The organism is Curtobacterium sp. C2H10 (genome assembly GCF_025407985.1).
In the GTDB taxonomy this organism is placed as follows: Bacteria; Actinomycetota; Actinomycetes; order Actinomycetales; family Microbacteriaceae; genus Curtobacterium.
The window spans coordinates 88,448-104,699 of record NZ_JABXGF010000001.1 but is presented as its reverse complement, the minus strand read 5'-3'; the positions used below and the strand labels follow the sequence as shown (position 1 = coordinate 104,699).

Annotated in this window: 16 protein-coding genes; 11 read left to right on the top strand and 5 right to left on the bottom strand. The window is 70.9% G+C overall.

Annotation, left to right across the window (positions count from 1 at the left end):
• Positions 1-141: 141 nt before the first annotated feature.
• From HWD93_RS00485 to HWD93_RS00470, 4 genes are all read left to right on the top strand, one after another.
• Complete coding sequence (locus HWD93_RS00485; protein WP_261645703.1) at positions 142-1,158, top strand: LacI family DNA-binding transcriptional regulator; 1,017 nt, start codon at positions 142-144, stop codon at positions 1,156-1,158.
• A gap of 244 nt (positions 1,159-1,402) precedes the next feature.
• The gene (locus tag HWD93_RS00480) at positions 1,403-2,722 is read left to right on the top strand and encodes an ABC transporter substrate-binding protein (RefSeq protein ID WP_261645702.1); all 1,320 of its coding nucleotides are present in this window, start codon (positions 1,403-1,405) and stop codon (positions 2,720-2,722) included.
• Positions 2,719-3,690: a carbohydrate ABC transporter permease gene (locus tag HWD93_RS19385; RefSeq protein ID WP_175473726.1), complete on the top strand. Its 972-nt coding sequence runs from the start codon at positions 2,719-2,721 to the stop codon at positions 3,688-3,690. The genes HWD93_RS00480 and HWD93_RS19385 overlap by 4 nt, the downstream gene beginning before the upstream one ends.
• A complete protein-coding gene (locus HWD93_RS00470; protein ID WP_083295042.1) occupies positions 3,690-4,538 on the top strand; it encodes a carbohydrate ABC transporter permease in 849 nt (282 codons plus the stop codon). The genes HWD93_RS19385 and HWD93_RS00470 overlap by 1 nt, the downstream gene beginning before the upstream one ends.
• Before the next feature lie 72 nt (positions 4,539-4,610).
• Here the strand turns inward: HWD93_RS00470 and HWD93_RS00465 are convergent, their stop codons facing one another.
• Both HWD93_RS00465 and HWD93_RS00460 read right to left on the bottom strand, forming a co-directional pair.
• Positions 4,611-4,766 (bottom strand): hypothetical protein, encoded by a 156-nt coding sequence (locus HWD93_RS00465; protein WP_156794753.1) that lies wholly within the window; start codon positions 4,764-4,766, stop codon positions 4,611-4,613.
• A gap of 160 nt (positions 4,767-4,926) precedes the next feature.
• Positions 4,927-5,373 (bottom strand): MarR family transcriptional regulator, encoded by a 447-nt coding sequence (locus HWD93_RS00460; protein ID WP_261645701.1) that lies wholly within the window; start codon positions 5,371-5,373, stop codon positions 4,927-4,929.
• A gap of 119 nt (positions 5,374-5,492) precedes the next feature.
• Between HWD93_RS00460 and HWD93_RS00455 the strand changes: the two genes are divergently transcribed.
• Positions 5,493-6,482: an AraC family transcriptional regulator gene (locus HWD93_RS00455; RefSeq protein ID WP_261645700.1), complete on the top strand. Its 990-nt coding sequence runs from the start codon at positions 5,493-5,495 to the stop codon at positions 6,480-6,482.
• Positions 6,483-6,555: 73 nt separating this feature from the next.
• Here HWD93_RS00455 and HWD93_RS00450 read toward each other — a convergent pair whose 3' ends face one another.
• A complete protein-coding gene (locus HWD93_RS00450) occupies positions 6,556-7,590 on the bottom strand; it encodes a LacI family DNA-binding transcriptional regulator (protein ID WP_261645699.1) in 1,035 nt (344 codons plus the stop codon).
• A 148-nt stretch (positions 7,591-7,738) separates the two neighbouring features.
• Between HWD93_RS00450 and HWD93_RS00445 the strand changes: the two genes are divergently transcribed.
• From HWD93_RS00445 to HWD93_RS00430, 4 genes are all read left to right on the top strand, one after another.
• On the top strand, positions 7,739-9,043 hold the full coding sequence (locus HWD93_RS00445) for an ABC transporter substrate-binding protein (protein ID WP_070416820.1): 1,305 nt from the start codon (positions 7,739-7,741) through the stop codon (positions 9,041-9,043).
• Positions 9,044-9,048: 5 nt separating this feature from the next.
• Complete coding sequence (locus HWD93_RS00440; RefSeq protein ID WP_071295285.1) at positions 9,049-10,065, top strand: carbohydrate ABC transporter permease; 1,017 nt, start codon at positions 9,049-9,051, stop codon at positions 10,063-10,065.
• Positions 10,062-10,937: a carbohydrate ABC transporter permease gene (locus HWD93_RS00435; protein ID WP_261645698.1), complete on the top strand. Its 876-nt coding sequence runs from the start codon at positions 10,062-10,064 to the stop codon at positions 10,935-10,937. The genes HWD93_RS00440 and HWD93_RS00435 overlap by 4 nt, the downstream gene beginning before the upstream one ends.
• 98 nt (positions 10,938-11,035) lie before the next feature.
• A complete protein-coding gene (locus HWD93_RS00430; protein WP_261645788.1) occupies positions 11,036-13,381 on the top strand; it encodes a glycoside hydrolase family 3 N-terminal domain-containing protein in 2,346 nt (781 codons plus the stop codon).
• A gap of 81 nt (positions 13,382-13,462) precedes the next feature.
• Here the strand turns inward: HWD93_RS00430 and HWD93_RS00425 are convergent, their stop codons facing one another.
• Positions 13,463-14,254 carry an SDR family NAD(P)-dependent oxidoreductase gene (locus HWD93_RS00425; protein WP_070416817.1) on the bottom strand — a complete coding sequence of 264 codons (792 nt, stop codon included), beginning with the start codon at positions 14,252-14,254 and terminating at the stop codon, positions 13,463-13,465.
• A gap of 92 nt (positions 14,255-14,346) precedes the next feature.
• On the opposite strand from HWD93_RS00425, the gene HWD93_RS00420 reads away from it, so the two are divergent.
• Positions 14,347-14,838: a MarR family winged helix-turn-helix transcriptional regulator gene (locus HWD93_RS00420; RefSeq protein WP_261645697.1), complete on the top strand. Its 492-nt coding sequence runs from the start codon at positions 14,347-14,349 to the stop codon at positions 14,836-14,838.
• A gap of 1 nt (position 14,839) precedes the next feature.
• Here the strand turns inward: HWD93_RS00420 and HWD93_RS00415 are convergent, their stop codons facing one another.
• Entirely contained in the window at positions 14,840-15,805 is a 966-nt protein-coding gene (locus HWD93_RS00415; protein WP_261645696.1) for an NAD-dependent epimerase/dehydratase family protein, read from the bottom strand.
• Between the two features lie 55 nt (positions 15,806-15,860).
• Here HWD93_RS00415 and HWD93_RS00410 point away from each other — a divergent pair, with 55 nt between their 5' ends.
• Complete coding sequence (locus tag HWD93_RS00410) at positions 15,861-16,208, top strand: MerR family transcriptional regulator (RefSeq protein WP_261645695.1); 348 nt, start codon at positions 15,861-15,863, stop codon at positions 16,206-16,208.
• The last annotated feature ends 44 nt before the right edge of the window (positions 16,209-16,252 follow it).

Genomic DNA, 16,252 nt, shown 5'->3' with positions numbered 1-16,252 from the left:
CTTGACGGATGCAGGGGGCAGGCGCGCAACCACGAATCCGCTGACGTCATCGTCGCTGTGTTCCTTGGGGCGAGAAGCTAACAGAAAAGCGCTTCACCTGTAAAGCGCTTTTTTCGCATCCCGGACGGTAGGCTGAGCGGCATGGCCACGATGCAGCAGGTCGCCGATCGGGCGGGTGTGTCGATCGCCACCGTGTCCTTCGTCGTGAACGGCACGAAGTACGTCACCCCCGCGACGACCGCCCGCGTGCAGGCGGCGATGCGCGAGCTGAAGTTCCGCGGCAACGTCGTCGCACGGGCGCTCGCGAGCCGCCGCACCCGGATCATCGCGCTGCTGTTCCCGACCACCGGCAACCGCTTCAGCCCGACCACCTCGCAGTTCTTCATGAGCGCTGCCGAGCGGGCGTCCGAGCGCGGGTACCACCTCGTGCTCTGGCCGGTCGACCCCGCCGGCGACGACCTCGACGACCTCGTCTCCGGGGGGCTCGTCGACGGTGTGATCCTCATGGAGGTGCGGATGGACGACCCCCGCGTCGCCGTCCTCACCGCGCTCGACGTCCCGTTCACGCTCATCGGCCGCACCCGGGACAGCAGTGGTCTGCCGTTCGTCGACATCGACTTCGAGACCACGATCGAGTCGAGCATCGACCACCTGGAGTCGCTCGGGCACCGGCGGTTCGCGCTCGTGCTCGAGGACCTCGAGGGCACGCCGATGGCCGGCTACGCGCCGCACCTCCGCGCCGAGGCCACCTTCCGGCAGGTGACGGCCGCGCGGGGACTCGGCGGCACCGTGGTCACCGCGGGTCCGGGGAGCGACGGCGGACGTGCCGCGGCGAGCGAGATGCTCGCGCTCGACCCCGGCGTGACCGCCGTGCTCGTGATGAAGGACGACTCCTCCGCCGGGCTGCTCGTCGGCCTGTACGCGGCCGGGCGCCGGGTACCGGAGGACGTCTCGGTGCTCAGCATCGCCTCGTCCGAGGCCAACGCCGACCAGCACTACCCGCGGCTGTCGACGATGGTGGCTCCGGGGCGCGAGCTCGGGACCCGTGCGGCGGACGCGCTCATCGACCAGCTCGACGGGAAGTCCGACGAGCTGCCGCACTTCCTGCTGCCGTGTACCCTCCGCACGGCCGAGTCGACGGCGCCCGCGCCCGCCTGACCGGCGCGGCCCGCCGCCCGGCGGGTGGGGTTTCGCGCTGGGCGACAGTTCACGCGCGGCGGAACCCGTGAACAGTCGCCCAGCGCGAAGGGTCGCGTCGCCGCGCGGACGCGACCACCCGACGGACGGGAGGCGCGGGTCGGCCCCGCACCGCGCCTCCCGTCCGCCGCACCCACCGGGCACCCAGGGTGCGTTGGTTGTGTGGACGTACAGGTTCGCACCAGGGGACGTCGAGGAGGACGGGATGGCGATCGACCGCAGGATGTTCCTGCTCGGGGGAGCGGGGGTGCTGCTGCTCGCCGGCTGCTCCACCCGACCCGAGCGCACCACGGTCCAGGAGTGGCCGACCGACCCTCCCGAAGGTGACGTCACGATCAGCTGGTGGGCGGGGCAGGTGGCCTCGAAGGACGGCGGCGACCTGCGGCGCCGGCTCATCGCCGAGTTCCAGAAGGAGCACCCGAACATCCGGGTGCGCATCGTGAGCGCCCCGAGCGACACCGACACGAACCGCACCAGCCTGACGACCCAGATCGCCGCGGGCAGCAGCACCCCGGACGTCTACCTCGGGGACGTCGCGTGGCCGGGGCAGTTCGCGAAGAACAAGCTCGCGACCCCGGTGAACGAGCTCGTCGGCGCGGACTTCTTCGACCAGTTCCCCGAGGGGCTCCGGCAGGCCGCGAGCGTCGACGGCACGTACTACATGTTCCCGCTCTACATCGACGAGTCGTTCTTCCTGTACCGGAAGGACCTCCTCGCCAAGCACTCCCTGCAGGTCCCGGGGTCGTGGGAGGAAGTCCGCGAGACGGCGGCGAAGCTCGTCGACACCGGCGACGTCAGCTACGGGTTCGCGTTCCAGGGCGACGTGTACGAGGGACTCACCTGCAACGTCACCGAGTTCGTCGCGGACGCCGGCGGCTCGCTGCTCAACGACGACCTGACGAGACCCGAGACCACGAGCTCGGAGACGAAGCGCGCGTTCGAGTTCATGCGGTCCCTGATCGCCGACGGCGCCAGCCCACGCGCCACCCTGACGTACCAGGAGCAGGACACGAACGACGCGTTCTCGGGCGGCCGAGCGGCGTTCCTCCGCAACTGGTCGTACGCGTGGGGCATCGCGAACGGGCCGGACAGCCAGGTCGCCGGCAAGGTCGGACTCGCCGCGCGGCCGACCTTCGACGGGCAGGACGAGCACCACTCGACCATCGGCGGGTGGGGCAACTACATCAACCCGCACACGCAGCAGCCCGCCGCGGCGCTGACGTTCGCGAGCTGGATGTCGAGCGAGACGGCGCAGCAGTTCCTCACCCGCGAGGGCGGGGTCCTGCCGGCCCGCAGCGAGTCGCTCACGAGTCAGGACGCGAAGCGCCAGCAGCGCCCGACGTACGACACCGCCGCGGGCATCACGCTCGTGCCCCGTCCGACGTCGACGGCCTACTACCCGAAGGTCTCGCAGGGCGTCTACCAGAACGGCAACAGCATCCTCGGCGGCCAGGCGTCCGTCGACGGCGGCACGAGCACGATGGCGTCGGCCATCGCGCTGGCCCTGAAGGGTGAGGCACTGTGAGCGCCGGCACCGCGACGCGGTCGTCGACCCGTCCAGGAGGCGCGGGTCGCCTCGACCCGCCGCCCCGCCTCAGCGGGCGGTCGCGTCTCGACCGCATCCGTGCGCGGGGCGCGTGGGGCTTCGCGGCCCCGGCGCTCCTCGTCGTCGCAGCGGTGACGATCTTCCCGGTGGTCTACTCGATCGTCCTGAGCTTCGCGGACGTCGAGGTCGGCTACGAGGGGTTCACGATCCGGTCGTTCGGCCTCGGCAACTACGCGGCCCTGCTGCAGAGCGCGGACTGGTACCGGGCGCTCGGGTTCACCGTGCTGTACACGGTCGTGACGGTGTTCGTCGAGCTCGTGCTCGGCATGCTCGTGGCCCTCGTGCTCGAGCGGCTCGGGGCGACCCGGGGCTGGATGCTGGCGCTGATGCTCATCCCGTGGTCGCTCGTCACGATCGTGAACGCGCAGCTCTGGAAGTACATCTACGACTCGACGTACGGCGTCGCGACCTGGTTCTTCGGGCTCTTCGGCGAGGCCCCGGTGATCCTCGGCGAACCGGTGCCCGCGATCACCGGGCTGATGGTCGCGGACATCTGGAAGACGACGCCGTTCGTGGCGATCATCCTGCTCGCGGGGCTCGTGCAGATCTCCGAGGACCACTACGAGGCGGCCGAGCTCGACGGCGCGAGCACCTGGCAGACGTTCTGGCGGGTGGTGCTCCCGCAGCTCACCCCGACCCTGACGATCGCGGTGCTGTTCCGCATCCTGCAGGCGTTCGGCGTGTTCGACCTGCCCTTCGTGCTGACGAACGGCGGTCCGGGCACCGCCACCCAGTCGCTCGCGATCATGGGTTACAAGGTGCTCTTCCAGGACATCAACATCGGCCCCGGTGCGGCGATCGCGACGTCCACGGCGATCATCGTCGCGGCGGGGTGTCTGCTGTTCCTCCGGGCGTTCCGGAACCAGGCGAAGGGAGGGGATGCCTGATGCCCCGTCAACGCGTCCGCAAGGGCTGGCGGAAGTGGGTCAACACCGTCAACGTCAGTGGTGTCGTCATCGCGGTGCTCACGGCGCTGCCGCTGTACTGGCTCGTGTCGACGTCGCTCAAGCCGGCGTCCGAGATCGGGCAGTCGCCGCCGACCGCCTTCCCGCAGTCGTTCACCCTCGACAACTTCGTGGTGGCGTTCCGCGACAACGCGCTCGGCCAGTACATGGTGAACAGCGTCATCGTGTCGGTGTCGACGACGGTGATCGTGCTCGCGCTGTCGTTCCTCGCCGGGTACGCGCTCGCCGGGCGGTGGATCCGCGGGCGGACGGCGATCATGACCTCGTTGCTCATGCTCTCGGTGTTCCCGGCGATCGCCGTGCTGACCCCGCTGTACCTGCTCGAGCGGAACCTCGGGCTGCTCAACTCCTACCCGGGGCTGATCGTGCCGTACGTGGCGTTCAACCTGCCCTTCGCGATCTGGATCATGCGGAACTACCTCGTCGGGATCCCCTCGACGATCGAGGAGGCCTCCGAGATCGACGGTGCCGGAGCCTGGCGCACGGTGCTCTCCGTGATCCTGCCGATGGCGAAGCCGGGGCTCTTCACGGTCGGGGTGTTCACGTTCACGGCATCGTGGAGCGAGTTCCTGATGGCGCTGACGTTCAACAGCGAGAACTCGTTCCGGACGATCCCGGTCGGGATCGCCCTGTTCGGGACGCAGTTCACCGTGCCGTTCGCCCAGATCTTCGCGGCGAGCGTGGCGGCGACGGTGCCGATCGTCATCCTCGTGCTGGTGTTCCGCCGGTCGATCGTGTCCGGCCTGACGTCGGGCGCGGTGAAGGGCTGAACCGGGCCCGGAACGGGACGGGAGGCGCGTGGCGGACCCGCCACGCGCCTCCGGTCCGATCGCGACCCGTCGTCAGCGGCGACGCGGGTCGCGGGCGGTGTCCGTGAAGAAGTCCTCGTAGAGGCCGGCACCGTCCTGCAGCTCGCCGTACTTCCACCGCTTGCGCATCCGACGGAACGTCTCGATGCGCACCGGGTCGACGCCCTGCTGGGATTCGTACTTGCCCATGGTTCCTCCCCGCTCGTGGTCGTACCCCCGATCGGGGGCATCCGATCGTGACGGTACGGGTGCGTGGCCCGTCCGTCCGGCAAGATAGGTAGGGAAGTTACCTAACTGCGCTTGGTGGACAAACGTTCGAGGTGCGTCCGCCCGCGCCCGTACTCTGCCGTCAAGGGGACGGGGCGCCGAACTCGAGCGCCTCGATGACCCGGTCGATGATCCGGACGTACTTCGCCCGCTCCCGTTCCGTGAAGGAGGACAACAGCTCGTGCAGATGCTCGTTCGTGCTGTCCATCGCCGTCGCGTAGGCACGCTCGGTCTCGGGGGTCAGCTCGATGTAGCGACTCCGGCCGTCGTCCGGATTCGGCACGCGGCACAGGTGCCCGGCACGCTCCAGTCGGTCGACGGTGCCGGTGACGGCCGGGCCGCTCAGGCCGAGGTGCGACGCGAGGTCCTTGACCCGCACCTTGCGTTCGGCGGCCTCGGCGCGAGCGACGAACTGCAGCACGGTCAGGTCCGAGCCGGAGACGTCCAGCCGCTCACGGAGTCGTCCCCGCAGCGCTCCCATCGCGGCTTCGAGCCGGGTGATGGCGGCCGTCAGGTCGATCTCACTCACGCGGTCGCCCCTTCGGTGCGCATCGGTTCCGCGCAACGATACGCCGCGCTCACCGGGACAGCGTATCCAGATAACGAGGGGGACCGCGGGATCTGGACATCCGAGCCGTGGGGGTGCGCATGGCCGACCCACTGACCGACGACTTCGCCGAGGGACAGACCACGACGCCGGCGACGGTCCGGTTCGAGGTGTCCGGCGGCCATCCGGACGACGCCGTGCGGGACCTCGGTGCGGTCTACGGCGGCACGCAGTGGGCCGCGCGGCTGACCGACGCGCCGTTCGACTACCGGTACACGGCGATCGGCGACGCCGAGGTGACCATCCGCCGGTCGCAGCTGCGCGGCGCCCTCTCCGGGGTGGTGCCGGCCGGTGGCGACTACGTCGTGACCTGGATCAGCTCCGGCACCGCCGAGATCGAACGACTGGGTGAGCGGTACGCCCTGCCGCTCGACGCGCCGGCACTCTTCCCGCCGGACCACGACTACGCCTTCCGCACCGCGGACTACGACCAGCGGGTCGTGCACCTCGACCGAGCGTTCGTCCGCCGGGTCGCCGTGACGCGCACCGACGTCGGCGACCACGCGCTGCGCTTCGACGACCGGCACGTGCCGGGGTCCGAGACGGCGCGGCGCTGGCAGGGTGCGTTGACGGCGCTCGCCCGGTCGCTGCGCGTCGGCGGCACGGACTCCGTCGCCTGGCAGACCGCCAAGGTCACCGCCGCCGAGGTCTTCCTCGACATGTTCCCGCCGAAGCTCGACGACCTGCCCGGGGTGCTCGGGCAACCGCGCAACGCCCGTCTCCGTGCGGCGGTCGAGTACGTCCACGACCACGCCGCGGAGCCCGTCACGATCGGCGACCTGTCGGCGGCGTCGGGGTTGAGCGTGCGCTCGGTGCAGGAGTCGTTCCGTCGGGTGTTCGACGTGTCCCCGCTGACGTACCTGCGGCAGGTGCGCCTCGACCGGGTGCGCGCTGAGCTGCTCGACGCCGATCCGCTCGCCGGGGCGGTCGGGGACGTCGCTCGTCGGTGGGGGTTCGCGCACCTCGGGCGGTTCTCGGCGGCGTACGCGGAGCGGTTCGGGGAGTACCCGAAGCAGACACTGCGGCGCTGACGGTCGCGGTGCGGCGCTGACAGTGCGGTCCGCCGCGCGGTGCGGCGCTGACGGTGCGGTCCGCCGCGCCGTGTCAGCGGTCCGCGGGCGCCGGTCCGGTGCTCCGGCGTACGCGCAGGGTCGTCGGCAGCCGGACGTGGTCCGACGTCGGCTCGCCGCGCAGCATCGTGAGGAGCATCTCGACCGCCCGCGAGCCGAGCTCGACCAAGGGCTGCGCGACGGTGGTCAGCGGCGGCGTGGTGGTCGCGGCCTGGGGCACGTCGTCGAACCCGACCACCGACAGGTCCCCGGGCACGTGGAGTCCGAGCTCGGCTGCGGCGCGGAGCACACCCACCGCCGACGAGTCGTTCGCCGCGAACACCGCGGTCGGACGGTCCGGTCCGGCGAGCAGGTCGCGGGCGACCTCGGCCGAACGGTCCGCCTGGTAGCCGCCGTCGCGGACCAGTGACTCGTCCACCGACAGGCCCGCTGCCGCCAGTGCGCGTCGGTAGCCGGCCTCGCGCAGCTGTGCCGACGCCAGGTCCGGACGACCCCGGAGGTGTGCGATCCGGGTGTGCCCGAGCGCGACGAGGTGCTCGACGGCCTGGACGGCCCCGGCCTCGTTGTCGGAGTCGACCGTGGCGTGCCCCTCGGGGCCGGTGTGCGGGTCGATCGCCACGACCGGGATCGACGAACTCGAGAGCGCCGTGCTCGGGGTCACCACGATCGCGCCGTCGATGAGCGTGCCGGACAACCGCGAGAGCGACCGGCGTTCCCACCCCTTCTGCTCGGCACCGGTCACGAGCCCGGCGTACGCGAGCAGTTCGTACCCGGTGCCGGTGGTGGCGCCGGACACCCCGCGCAGGAGCTCGGTCGAGAACGGCTCGAACTCGGTGACGAGGATGCCGATGACGTTCGTCCGCGAGCTGCGGAGGCTGCGTGCGACGAGCGAGGTCTCGTAGCCGAGCTGCTCGACGACCTCCTGCACGCGCAGGATCGTCGCGGGGGCGACGCCGTCGCGTTGGTTGATCACCTTCGACACCGTGGGGATCGACACTCCGGCGGCGCGTGCGACGTCCGCGATGGTGACCCGGCCGGCTCCGGGACGCATGCCGAGAGCCGTGTCCATGTGCACACCGTACCGCTGAGCTGACGCCCGAATTGGTAAAGAAAACGTTATCGATATCGATTGACACGCCTCGATGGCAGCTGGCACGCTCTCCGCAGCGGCAGTCGATGTCGCTGATTGTCAACGACGACACTTCAGGAGATCCACGATGACGAGGAAGATCCGTGCCACGGCAGCCATCGCGCTGATCGGGGCGACAGCACTGGTGGCCGCAGGCTGCTCGGCCGGCAGCGACGCCGCCGGGGGCGACAGCGGCGACGGGAAGGTCTCGATGACCTTCTGGAACAACTCGACGACCGGGCCGGGCAAGGCCTTCTGGCAGGACACGGTCAAGGCCTTCGAGGCGAAGAACCCGAACGTCACCATCAAGATCCAGGCGATCCAGAACGAGGACCTGGACGGCAAGCTCCAGACCGCCCTCAACTCGAACTCCGCCCCGGACGTGTTCTCGCAGCGCGGCGGCGGCAAGATGGCCGCGATGGTCAACGCCGGCCAGCTGCTGGACATCTCCGACTCGATCGGCTCCGGTGCCAAGAGCGGGATCAGCGACGGATCGTTCAAGGCCTTCGAACTGAACGGCAAGACCTGGGCGATGCCGACGAACGTCGACCCCGAGGGCATCTGGTACAGCCAGGACCTCTTCAAGGAGGCCGGTATCGAGGGCACGCCGACCACGATGGACGAGCTGAACGCCGACATCCAGAAGCTCAAGGACAAGGGCATCCAGCCGGTCGCCGTCGGGGCGAAGGACGCCTGGCCGGCGGCGCACTGGTACTACAACTTCGCACTGCGGGCCTGCTCGTCGAACGTGCTCAACAAGACCGCGCAGGACCTGAAGTTCGACAACAAGTGCTGGAAGCAGGCCGGTGAGGACACCAAGGCCTTCTTCGACACGAAGCCCTTCAACGACGGCTTCCTGACCACCTCGGCCCAGCAGGGCGCCGGCAGCTCCGCCGGTCTCGTCGCGAACCACAAGGCCGCGATGGAGCTCATGGGCGCCTGGGACCCGGGCGTGATCTCCTCGCTCACCCCGGACGGCAAGCCGCTGCAGGACCTCGGCTTCTTCCCGTTCCCGGAGGTCTCCGGCGGCAAGGGTGCGCCCGGCTCGATGATGGGTGCCGTGGGCGGGCTCTCCTGCTCGGCGAAGGCCCCGAAGAAGGCCTGCACCGACTTCCTCAACTTCGTCACCACGAAGAGCGTGCAGGAGAACTACTACAAGGCGTTCAACTCGATCCCCGCGAACAAGGACGCGCAGTCGGTCGTGACCGAGCCGTACCTGACCACGGTGCTCAAGGCGTACAACGACGCCCCGTTCGTCTCGAACTACCTCGACACGCTCTACGGCCAGAACGTCGGCAACGCGCTCAACACCAGCGTCGTCAACCTGCTCGCCGGCAAGGGGTCCGTCTCGGACATCGTGTCGACCGTCAACCAGGCCGCGGCGAAGGGCTGAGACACATGACCACCTCCGTCGCACCGCGCTCGAACGAAGCGCCGGCCGGGACGGGGCGTCGCACGGGCGGGGCCGACGGTTCGCCGTCGGCCCCGGCCCGCCGGGTCCGCAAGGGCACCGACGTCCGCACCCGGGTCGAGATCGCCGTCCTCGCCGGTCCGGCGGTGATCATGTTCGTCGGGTTCGTCATCCTGCCCGTCGCACTCGCCGCCTACTACGGCTTCTACAAGTGGCAGGGCTACGGCGCCCCGGTCGACTTCGTCGGCTTGCAGAACTACACGGTGATCTTCACCGACCCCGACTTCCGGGCGGTGCTCTGGCACAACCTGTTCATCGTGATCGGCTCGCTCGTCGTGCAGGGCCCGATCGCGATCGTCCTCGCGCTGCTGCTCAACCAGCGCATCCGCGGCCGCGGGCTCATCCGCGTCCTCATCTTCCTGCCGTACGTCATCTCCGAGGTCATCGTCGGCACCGGGTGGAGCCTCATGCTCCAGTCGAGCGGTGCGCTGAACGACCTGCTGCAGAGCATCGGCCTGGGCGGCCTGCGGAACGACTGGCTGTCGAACCCCGACATCGCGCTCTGGACCCTGCTCGGGATCATCTCGTGGAAGTACATCGGCTTCGCGGTGATCCTCTTCCTCGCCGGCCTGCAGAGCATCCCCGAGGAACTGTTCGAGGCCGCGCAGCTCGACGGCGCGAGCTACTGGCAGATCCAGCGACGCATCACGCTGCCGCTCCTCGGACCGACGCTCCGCATCTGGGCGTTCCTGTCGATCATCGGGTCGCTCCAGCTGTTCGACCTCGTCTACATCATCTGGGGGCAGTACATCGCCTCGACCGCCGGGACCTCGACGATGGCGACCTACATGGTCGGCAACGGCCGCCTGTCCGGCAACTACGGGTACGGCAACGCCGTCGCCGTGGTGATCTTCCTCATCTCGCTGGTCGTCGCCCTCGTCTACCAGCGGTTCGTCCTGCGCCGCGACACCGCCGGCGCCCTGACCGAGAAGAGCGACCGATGACCGCCACCGCCTCCATCGTCGCGCCGAAGCGCCGCCAGCGTGACACCGGACCCGTCCGGCGTGAGCGCAACCTCGGCACGTACTTCATCGCGCTGCTGTTCATCGCCGTGTGCATCGGGCCGGTCGCGTACATCGTGCTCGGCGGGTTCCGCACGAACTCGCAGATCACCGCGAGCCCGGCAGGGCTGCCGAACCCGTGGCAGATCGGCAACTACGTCACCGTCCTGACGAGCGGCGTGTTCTGGCAGCAGCTCGGCAACTCCGTGATCGCGGGCGTCGCCACCACGGTCGGCGTGGTCGTGCTCGGGCTGATGGTGAGCTTCGTGCTCGCCCGGTACCGGTTCCGGGGGAGCGGCGCGCTCTACTCGCTGTTCGCGGCCGGTCTGATGTTCCCGATCACGGTCGCCATCACGCCGCTCTACATCCTCGTGAAGGACCTCGGCCTGACGAACAATCTGGCGGGCGTGATCCTCCCGCAGATCGCGTTCGCCATGCCGACGACGGTCATCATCCTGGTGCCGTTCCTCCGGGCGATCCCGGACGAGCTCGAGGAGGCGGCCGCCATCGACGGCGCGAGCAAGCTCGGGTTCTTCTTCCGGATGGTCGTCCCGCTGTCGCTCCCCGGTGTCGTGACGGTCGGCATCCTCGCGTTCATCGGCAGCTGGAACAGCTACCTCCTGCCGCTGTTCATCCTCAACGACGCGTCGACCTACACGCTGCCGCTCGGGGTCCAGGCGTTCGCGTCCCAGTACTCGGTCGACACCGCCCGGGTGCTCGCGTTCACCTCGCTCTCGATGATCCCGGCGCTCGTGTTCTTCGCGATCTTCCAGAAGCGCATCGTCGGCGGCCTGACCGGGGCGGTGAAGGGGTGACGGCGACGGACGCGACACGGACCGTCGGACGCGAGCCGCGCCTCCAGTCCGACCCGCGCCGCGTCGAGGACGCGACCGGCGCCGACCGCGCGACCGCCATGCTCGCCGCCATGACGCTCGAGGAGAAGACCGCGCAGCTCGTCGGCTACTGGCTCGACCAGAACGGCGTGGTCGCCCCGATGCAGGGGGAGATGGCGGCGCACGACGACGCCGACGGCCGCACCCTGGCCGACGTCACGCGCCACGGCCTCGGCCAGTTCACCCGCGTCTACGGCACCCGCCCCGTCGAGCCGGAGGAGCGCGCGGCGTGGCTGTGGTCGGAGCAGCGACGACTCAAGCGCGAGACGCGACTCGGGATCCCGGCACTCGTGCACGAGGAGTGCCTCACCGGGCTCGCCGCCTGGAAGGCCGCCACGTTCCCGACGCCGCTCGCGTGGGGCGCCGCCTTCGACCCGGAGCTCGTCGAGCAGGTCGGCGAGGCGATCGGCGACTCGATGCGGCAGCTCGGCGTGCACCAGGGCCTCGCCCCGGTGCTCGACGTCGTCCGCGACCCACGGTGGGGGCGGGTGGACGAGTGCATCGGCGAGGACCCGTACCTCGTCGGGACGATCGGTACCGCCTACGTCCGGGGCCTGCAGCGCGCCGGGGTGGACGCGACGCTCAAGCACTTCCTCGGGTACTCCGCGTCGCAGGCGGGGCGGAACCACGCTCCCGTCCACGCCGGGCCGCGCGAGGTCGCGGACGTCTTCCTGCCGCCGTTCGAGATGGCACTGCGCGACGGCGGCGCCCGGAGCGTCATGAACTCGTACGCCGAGGTCGACGGCGTGCCGGTCGCGGCGAACGGTGACCTGCTGACCGACCTGCTCCGTGGCCGGCTCGGGTTCGACGGCACGGTGGTCGCCGACTACTTCTCGGTCGCGTTCCTCGAGGTCATGCACGGCGTCGCCGCCGACCGTGGCGAAGCGGCCGCACTCGCCCTCACCGCGGGCATCGACGTCGAGCTGCCCACCGGGGACGCCTACCTCGGGCCGCTCGTCGACCGTGTCCGCTCCGGTGACGTCGACGAGTCGCTCGTCGACCGTGCGGTGCTCCGCGTGCTCCGGCAGAAGGAGCGGCTCGGGCTGCTCGACCCGGACGCGTTCGAGGACGAGCCGCCGACCGGGATCGACCTCGACACCCCTCGGCACCGGGCGCTCGCGAAGGAGCTCGCGGCGCGGTCGCTCGTGCTGCTGTCGAACGGACCCGAGGCGCCGGTCCTGCCGCTGGCCCCGGGCGCGTCGGTGGCGCTGATCGGTCCGAACGCCGATCGCGCCGAGGCCCTGCAGGGGTGCTACTCCTTCGCCAACCACGTGCTCGCCGCGCACCCGGACCTGCCGCTCGGCTTCGCCATCCCGACCGTGCGCGAGGCGCTGACGGAGTCGCTCGGGGCCGACACCGTCCGGTTCGCCGCGGGCTGCGCCGTGACCGGCGACGACCGCTCCGGGTTCGACGACGCGGTCGCGGTCGCGGAGCGCTCCGACGTCGCGGTGGTCGTCGTCGGCGACCAGGCCGGACTGTTCGGCCGCGGGACCGTCGGCGAGGGGAACGACACCGAGTCCCTCGACCTGCCGGGCGTCCAGCGCGAGCTCGTCGAGGCGGTGGTCGCCACCGGCACGCCGACCGTCGTCGTGCTCCTGACCGGACGGCCGTACGCCATCGGGTGGGCGCTCGACGGCGACGCTCCCCGTCCGGCCGCGGTGGTGCAGGCGTTCTTCCCCGGCGAGGGCGGCGGTCTCGCGATCGCGGACCTCCTCACCGGCGCCGCCGCACCGTCCGGTCGCCTGCCGGTCTCGCTCCCGCGGGCCGCCGGCGCGCAGCCGTACACGTACCTGCACCCGCGCCTCGGCGGGCCGTCCGACGTGACCGCAACCGACTCGACGCCCGTCCGGCCGTTCGGGTTCGGGCTCTCGTACACCTCCTTCGCGTACGAGGAGCTCGTCGTCGACCCGACCGTGTCCAGCGCGGGGGCCTTCGACGCGTGGGTGACCGTCCGGAACACCGGGGAGCGTGCGGGCGAGGACGTGGTGCAGCTGTACGGGCACGACGTGCAGGCGAGCGTCACCCGGCCGGTCGCCCAGCTGCTCGGGTACGCCCGGGTCGCGCTCGGCCCGGGGGAGTCCGTGCGCCTGCGGTTCAGCGTGCCCGTCCAGCGCTTCGCGTTCACCGACCGTGCCCTGCGGAAGGTGGTCGAGCCCGGGGACGTGGAGGTGTGGGTCGCGTCCCACGCCGCGGCGTCCGGACCGACCGGTGGGGTGCGCGCCGACGGGATCGTCGCGGTGGGCGGCGGGACCGGCCCCGCGCCCGTCCCCGGGTCCGCCACGGCGCGCGCGGTCGTCCGCGTCACCGGGCCGGTGCGCGAGGTCGAGCCGTCCGACCGGCGCACGGTCACCTGGGAGCGGGTCTGACCGGACCGACGACGGCACGGACGGGAGGCGCGGTGCGGGCTCGCACCGCGCCTCCCGTCCGTCCCTTGGCCGGGATCCGGGTCAGAGCATCCCGGTGAGCACCCCGCCGTCGGCGCGGACCGCCGCACCGTTCGTGGCGGACGCCCGCGGGCTGGCGAGGTAGGCGACGAGGTCCGCGATCTCGTCGGGCCGGATGAACCGTTCGAGCAGGGTCGTGCGGTTCTGCCCGATCACCGCGGCCTGCACGGCCTCGACCGGAGCGTCCTGCGCGGCCGCGATCGTCTCGATCGTGGCAGCGACCCCGTCGGACCAGGTCGGGCCGCCGAGGACCGTGTTCACGGTGACGCCCGTCCCACGGGTCCGCTTCGCCAGGCCGTTGCCGAGCGCGATCACCGCGGCCTTCGTGACGCCGTAGTGCACCATGTCGACGGGCACGTTCACGCCGGACTCGCTGCTGACGAACACGATCCGGCCCCAGCCGCGCTCGACCATCGGGTCGAGCAGTGCCCGGGACAGTCGGACGCCGCTCATCAGGTTGACGTCGAGGTACCGCTGCCACTCGGCATCGTCGACCGATCCGAAGTCGGCCAGGCCGAACAGTCCGACGTTGTTCACGAGCACGTCGACCTCCGGGAGCTGCTCGAGCAGCGCGTCCACCTGCGCCGGGTCGGCGAAGTCCGCCGGGATCCCGGACACCTCGGCGCCGGGGAGCGCCGCTCGCAACCGGGCGACGGCGGCGTCGACCCCCGTGCGTTCCCGTCCGTTCAGCACGACGCGGGCTCCCTCCGCCGCGAGGGCTGCTGCGACGGCGTACCCGATGCCCTGCGTCGAGCCGCTGACGAACGCCGTCCGGCCCCTGATGTCGAGATCCACGTCGTGCTCCTGTCGTGTCGGTTCACTTGCTTGGGCAAGTCAATGTACGCAGGTTCACTTGCCTGAGCAAGTCACGGTGGTACGCTCTCCCCATGCCGGACGACGTCGCCACCACCGGGCTCAGTGCTGAGGAGCTCGAGGTCTGGGTCGCCCTCGCGACCGTGCTCGAACGACTGCCGACCGCGCTCGACGCGCAGCTGCAGCGTGACGCCGGCCTGACGCACTTCGAGCACGGCGTCCTGTTCGCCCTCGACAGCGAACCCGACCGGACGCTGCGGATGAGCGTGCTCGCCGCCGCCGCGAGCTGCACCCTGTCGCGGCTGTCCCGCGCGGTGACACGGCTGGAGCAGAAGGGGTGGGTCCGGCGCGTGGTCGACCCGACCGACGGGCGGTTCACCCTCGCCGTGCTCACCGACAGTGGGCACGAGCAGGTCGTGGCGTCCACGCCGGCGCACCAGGCGCTCGTCCGGCGTGTGGTCTTCGACGCGCTCACGCCGGCCCAGGTGCGGCAGCTCGGCGTGGTCAGTCGACGCATCGCCGAGGCCGTCGGCGGGACACCGGTGTGGTCCCCGCCGACGCGGTGAGTCAGGGGCGCGGCGGAGCCGTGTAGGACCCGTTCCGCACGTCCTCGACGAGTGACCGCTCGGACGGGTGCCAATCGTAGGTGGCCCGTGCCTTCGTCGCGAGGAGGTGCGTGGACGTCGTCAGCGTCCGGACCGCCGGGCCCATCTGCGCCTCGGCGACCTCGAGCGGGACCGAGACGCTCGGGGTGCCGGTGAGCTCGCCGATCGCCTCCGCGAGTTCCCGGAAGGTGAACGGCACCGAACCGACCGCGTTGACGACGCCGGCGACCGGGTGCTCGATCGCCCGGACGTACAGGTCGGCGAGGTCGTCGACGTGCACGGGGTACCAGGCGTTCGTGCCGTCGCCGATGTACGTCGCGGCGCCGTTCGCGACGGCGGCGTCGATGAGGCCGGTGACGAGCCCGGTCCCGCCGCGGCCGAAGACGAGTCCGGCGCGGACGGCGATCCCGGTGATGCCCGGCGCGCCGAGCACGATGCGTTCGGCCTGCGCCTTGACCGGCTGGGCGCTGACCTCGGGGAGGACCGCGTCCTCGGTGACGTCCGTCGGGTCGAAGCCGTAGACGAGTCCGGTGGAGGTGTAGACGACGGGCTTCGGGGAGGTCCCGGTGGTCCCGGGCGTTCCGTTCGTTCCGTTCGTTCCGGGCGTTCCGGGCGTTCCGTTCGTTCCGGCGGCTTCTGCTGCTCCGGCGGTGACGGCGCGGACGGCCGCGAGCTCGTCCTCGGTCGACTGCGCGGTCGGTGCGTAGTCCGAGGCGGCGTACACCACCGCGTCGGCCGCCGCGGCGGCTGTGCGGAGCACCTCGGTGTCGGTGATCGAGCCGGCGACGGGTACTGCGCCGGCCGCGCGCAGGCGGGCGGCGCTCTGCTCGGAACGGGCGAGCGCGGTGACGGAGTGGCCGGCGGAACGGAGGTGTTCGACGAGGACCGAGCCGAAGTAGCCGGTGCCGCCGATGACGAAGATCTGCATGGACGGCACGCTAGACTCTGACATCAGTGTCAAGGTCAAGCGAGGAGCAGCGACGATGCAGATCGGCGATCTGAGCCGGGCCAGCGGGGCGAGTGCCCGGTCGCTGCGCTACTACGAGCAGCTCGGGTTCATCCGGCCGGAGCGCCGGGCCAACGGCTACCGCGAGTACGACGAGTCCGACGTCGAGACCGTCGGCACGATCAAGATGCTCCTCGACCTCGGGCTGCCGACGGCGCTCATCGAACAGGTCCTGCCGTGCACCCGCGGCCGGAAGGTCGAGGACCAGTGCCCGGGCATCATCGACCAGGTCGTCGCGATCCGGGACGACATGCACGCGCGGGCGCAGCGGCTCCTCGCGACCAGGGACGCCCTGTCGGAGTCGCTCTCGCGCGTCGGACGCTGAACCGCTCCGCAGGCGGATTCCGTAGGCGTGCAGCGACCGTCCCT

Excerpts from the sequence above, each read along its gene's own strand:
- HWD93_RS00485 (WP_261645703.1), top strand. The coding sequence starts at position 142 with ATGGCCACGATGCAGCAGGTCGCCGATCGGGCGGGTGTGTCGATCGCC.
- HWD93_RS00480 (WP_261645702.1), top strand. The coding sequence starts at position 1,403 with ATGGCGATCGACCGCAGGATGTTCCTGCTCGGGGGAGCGGGGGTGCTG.
- HWD93_RS00470 (WP_083295042.1), top strand. The coding sequence starts at position 3,690 with ATGCCCCGTCAACGCGTCCGCAAGGGCTGGCGGAAGTGGGTCAACACC.
- HWD93_RS00465 (WP_156794753.1), bottom strand. The coding sequence starts at position 4,766 with ATGGGCAAGTACGAATCCCAGCAGGGCGTCGACCCGGTGCGCATCGAG.
- HWD93_RS00455 (WP_261645700.1), top strand. The coding sequence starts at position 5,493 with ATGGCCGACCCACTGACCGACGACTTCGCCGAGGGACAGACCACGACG.
- HWD93_RS00450 (WP_261645699.1), bottom strand. The coding sequence starts at position 7,590 with ATGGACACGGCTCTCGGCATGCGTCCCGGAGCCGGCCGGGTCACCATC.
- HWD93_RS00445 (WP_070416820.1), top strand. The coding sequence starts at position 7,739 with ATGACGAGGAAGATCCGTGCCACGGCAGCCATCGCGCTGATCGGGGCG.
- HWD93_RS00440 (WP_071295285.1), top strand. The coding sequence starts at position 9,049 with ATGACCACCTCCGTCGCACCGCGCTCGAACGAAGCGCCGGCCGGGACG.
- HWD93_RS00435 (WP_261645698.1), top strand. The coding sequence starts at position 10,062 with ATGACCGCCACCGCCTCCATCGTCGCGCCGAAGCGCCGCCAGCGTGAC.
- HWD93_RS00430 (WP_261645788.1), top strand. The coding sequence starts at position 11,036 with ATGCTCGCCGCCATGACGCTCGAGGAGAAGACCGCGCAGCTCGTCGGC.
- HWD93_RS00420 (WP_261645697.1), top strand. The coding sequence starts at position 14,347 with ATGCCGGACGACGTCGCCACCACCGGGCTCAGTGCTGAGGAGCTCGAG.
- HWD93_RS00415 (WP_261645696.1), bottom strand. The coding sequence starts at position 15,805 with ATGCAGATCTTCGTCATCGGCGGCACCGGCTACTTCGGCTCGGTCCTC.
- HWD93_RS00410 (WP_261645695.1), top strand. The coding sequence starts at position 15,861 with ATGCAGATCGGCGATCTGAGCCGGGCCAGCGGGGCGAGTGCCCGGTCG.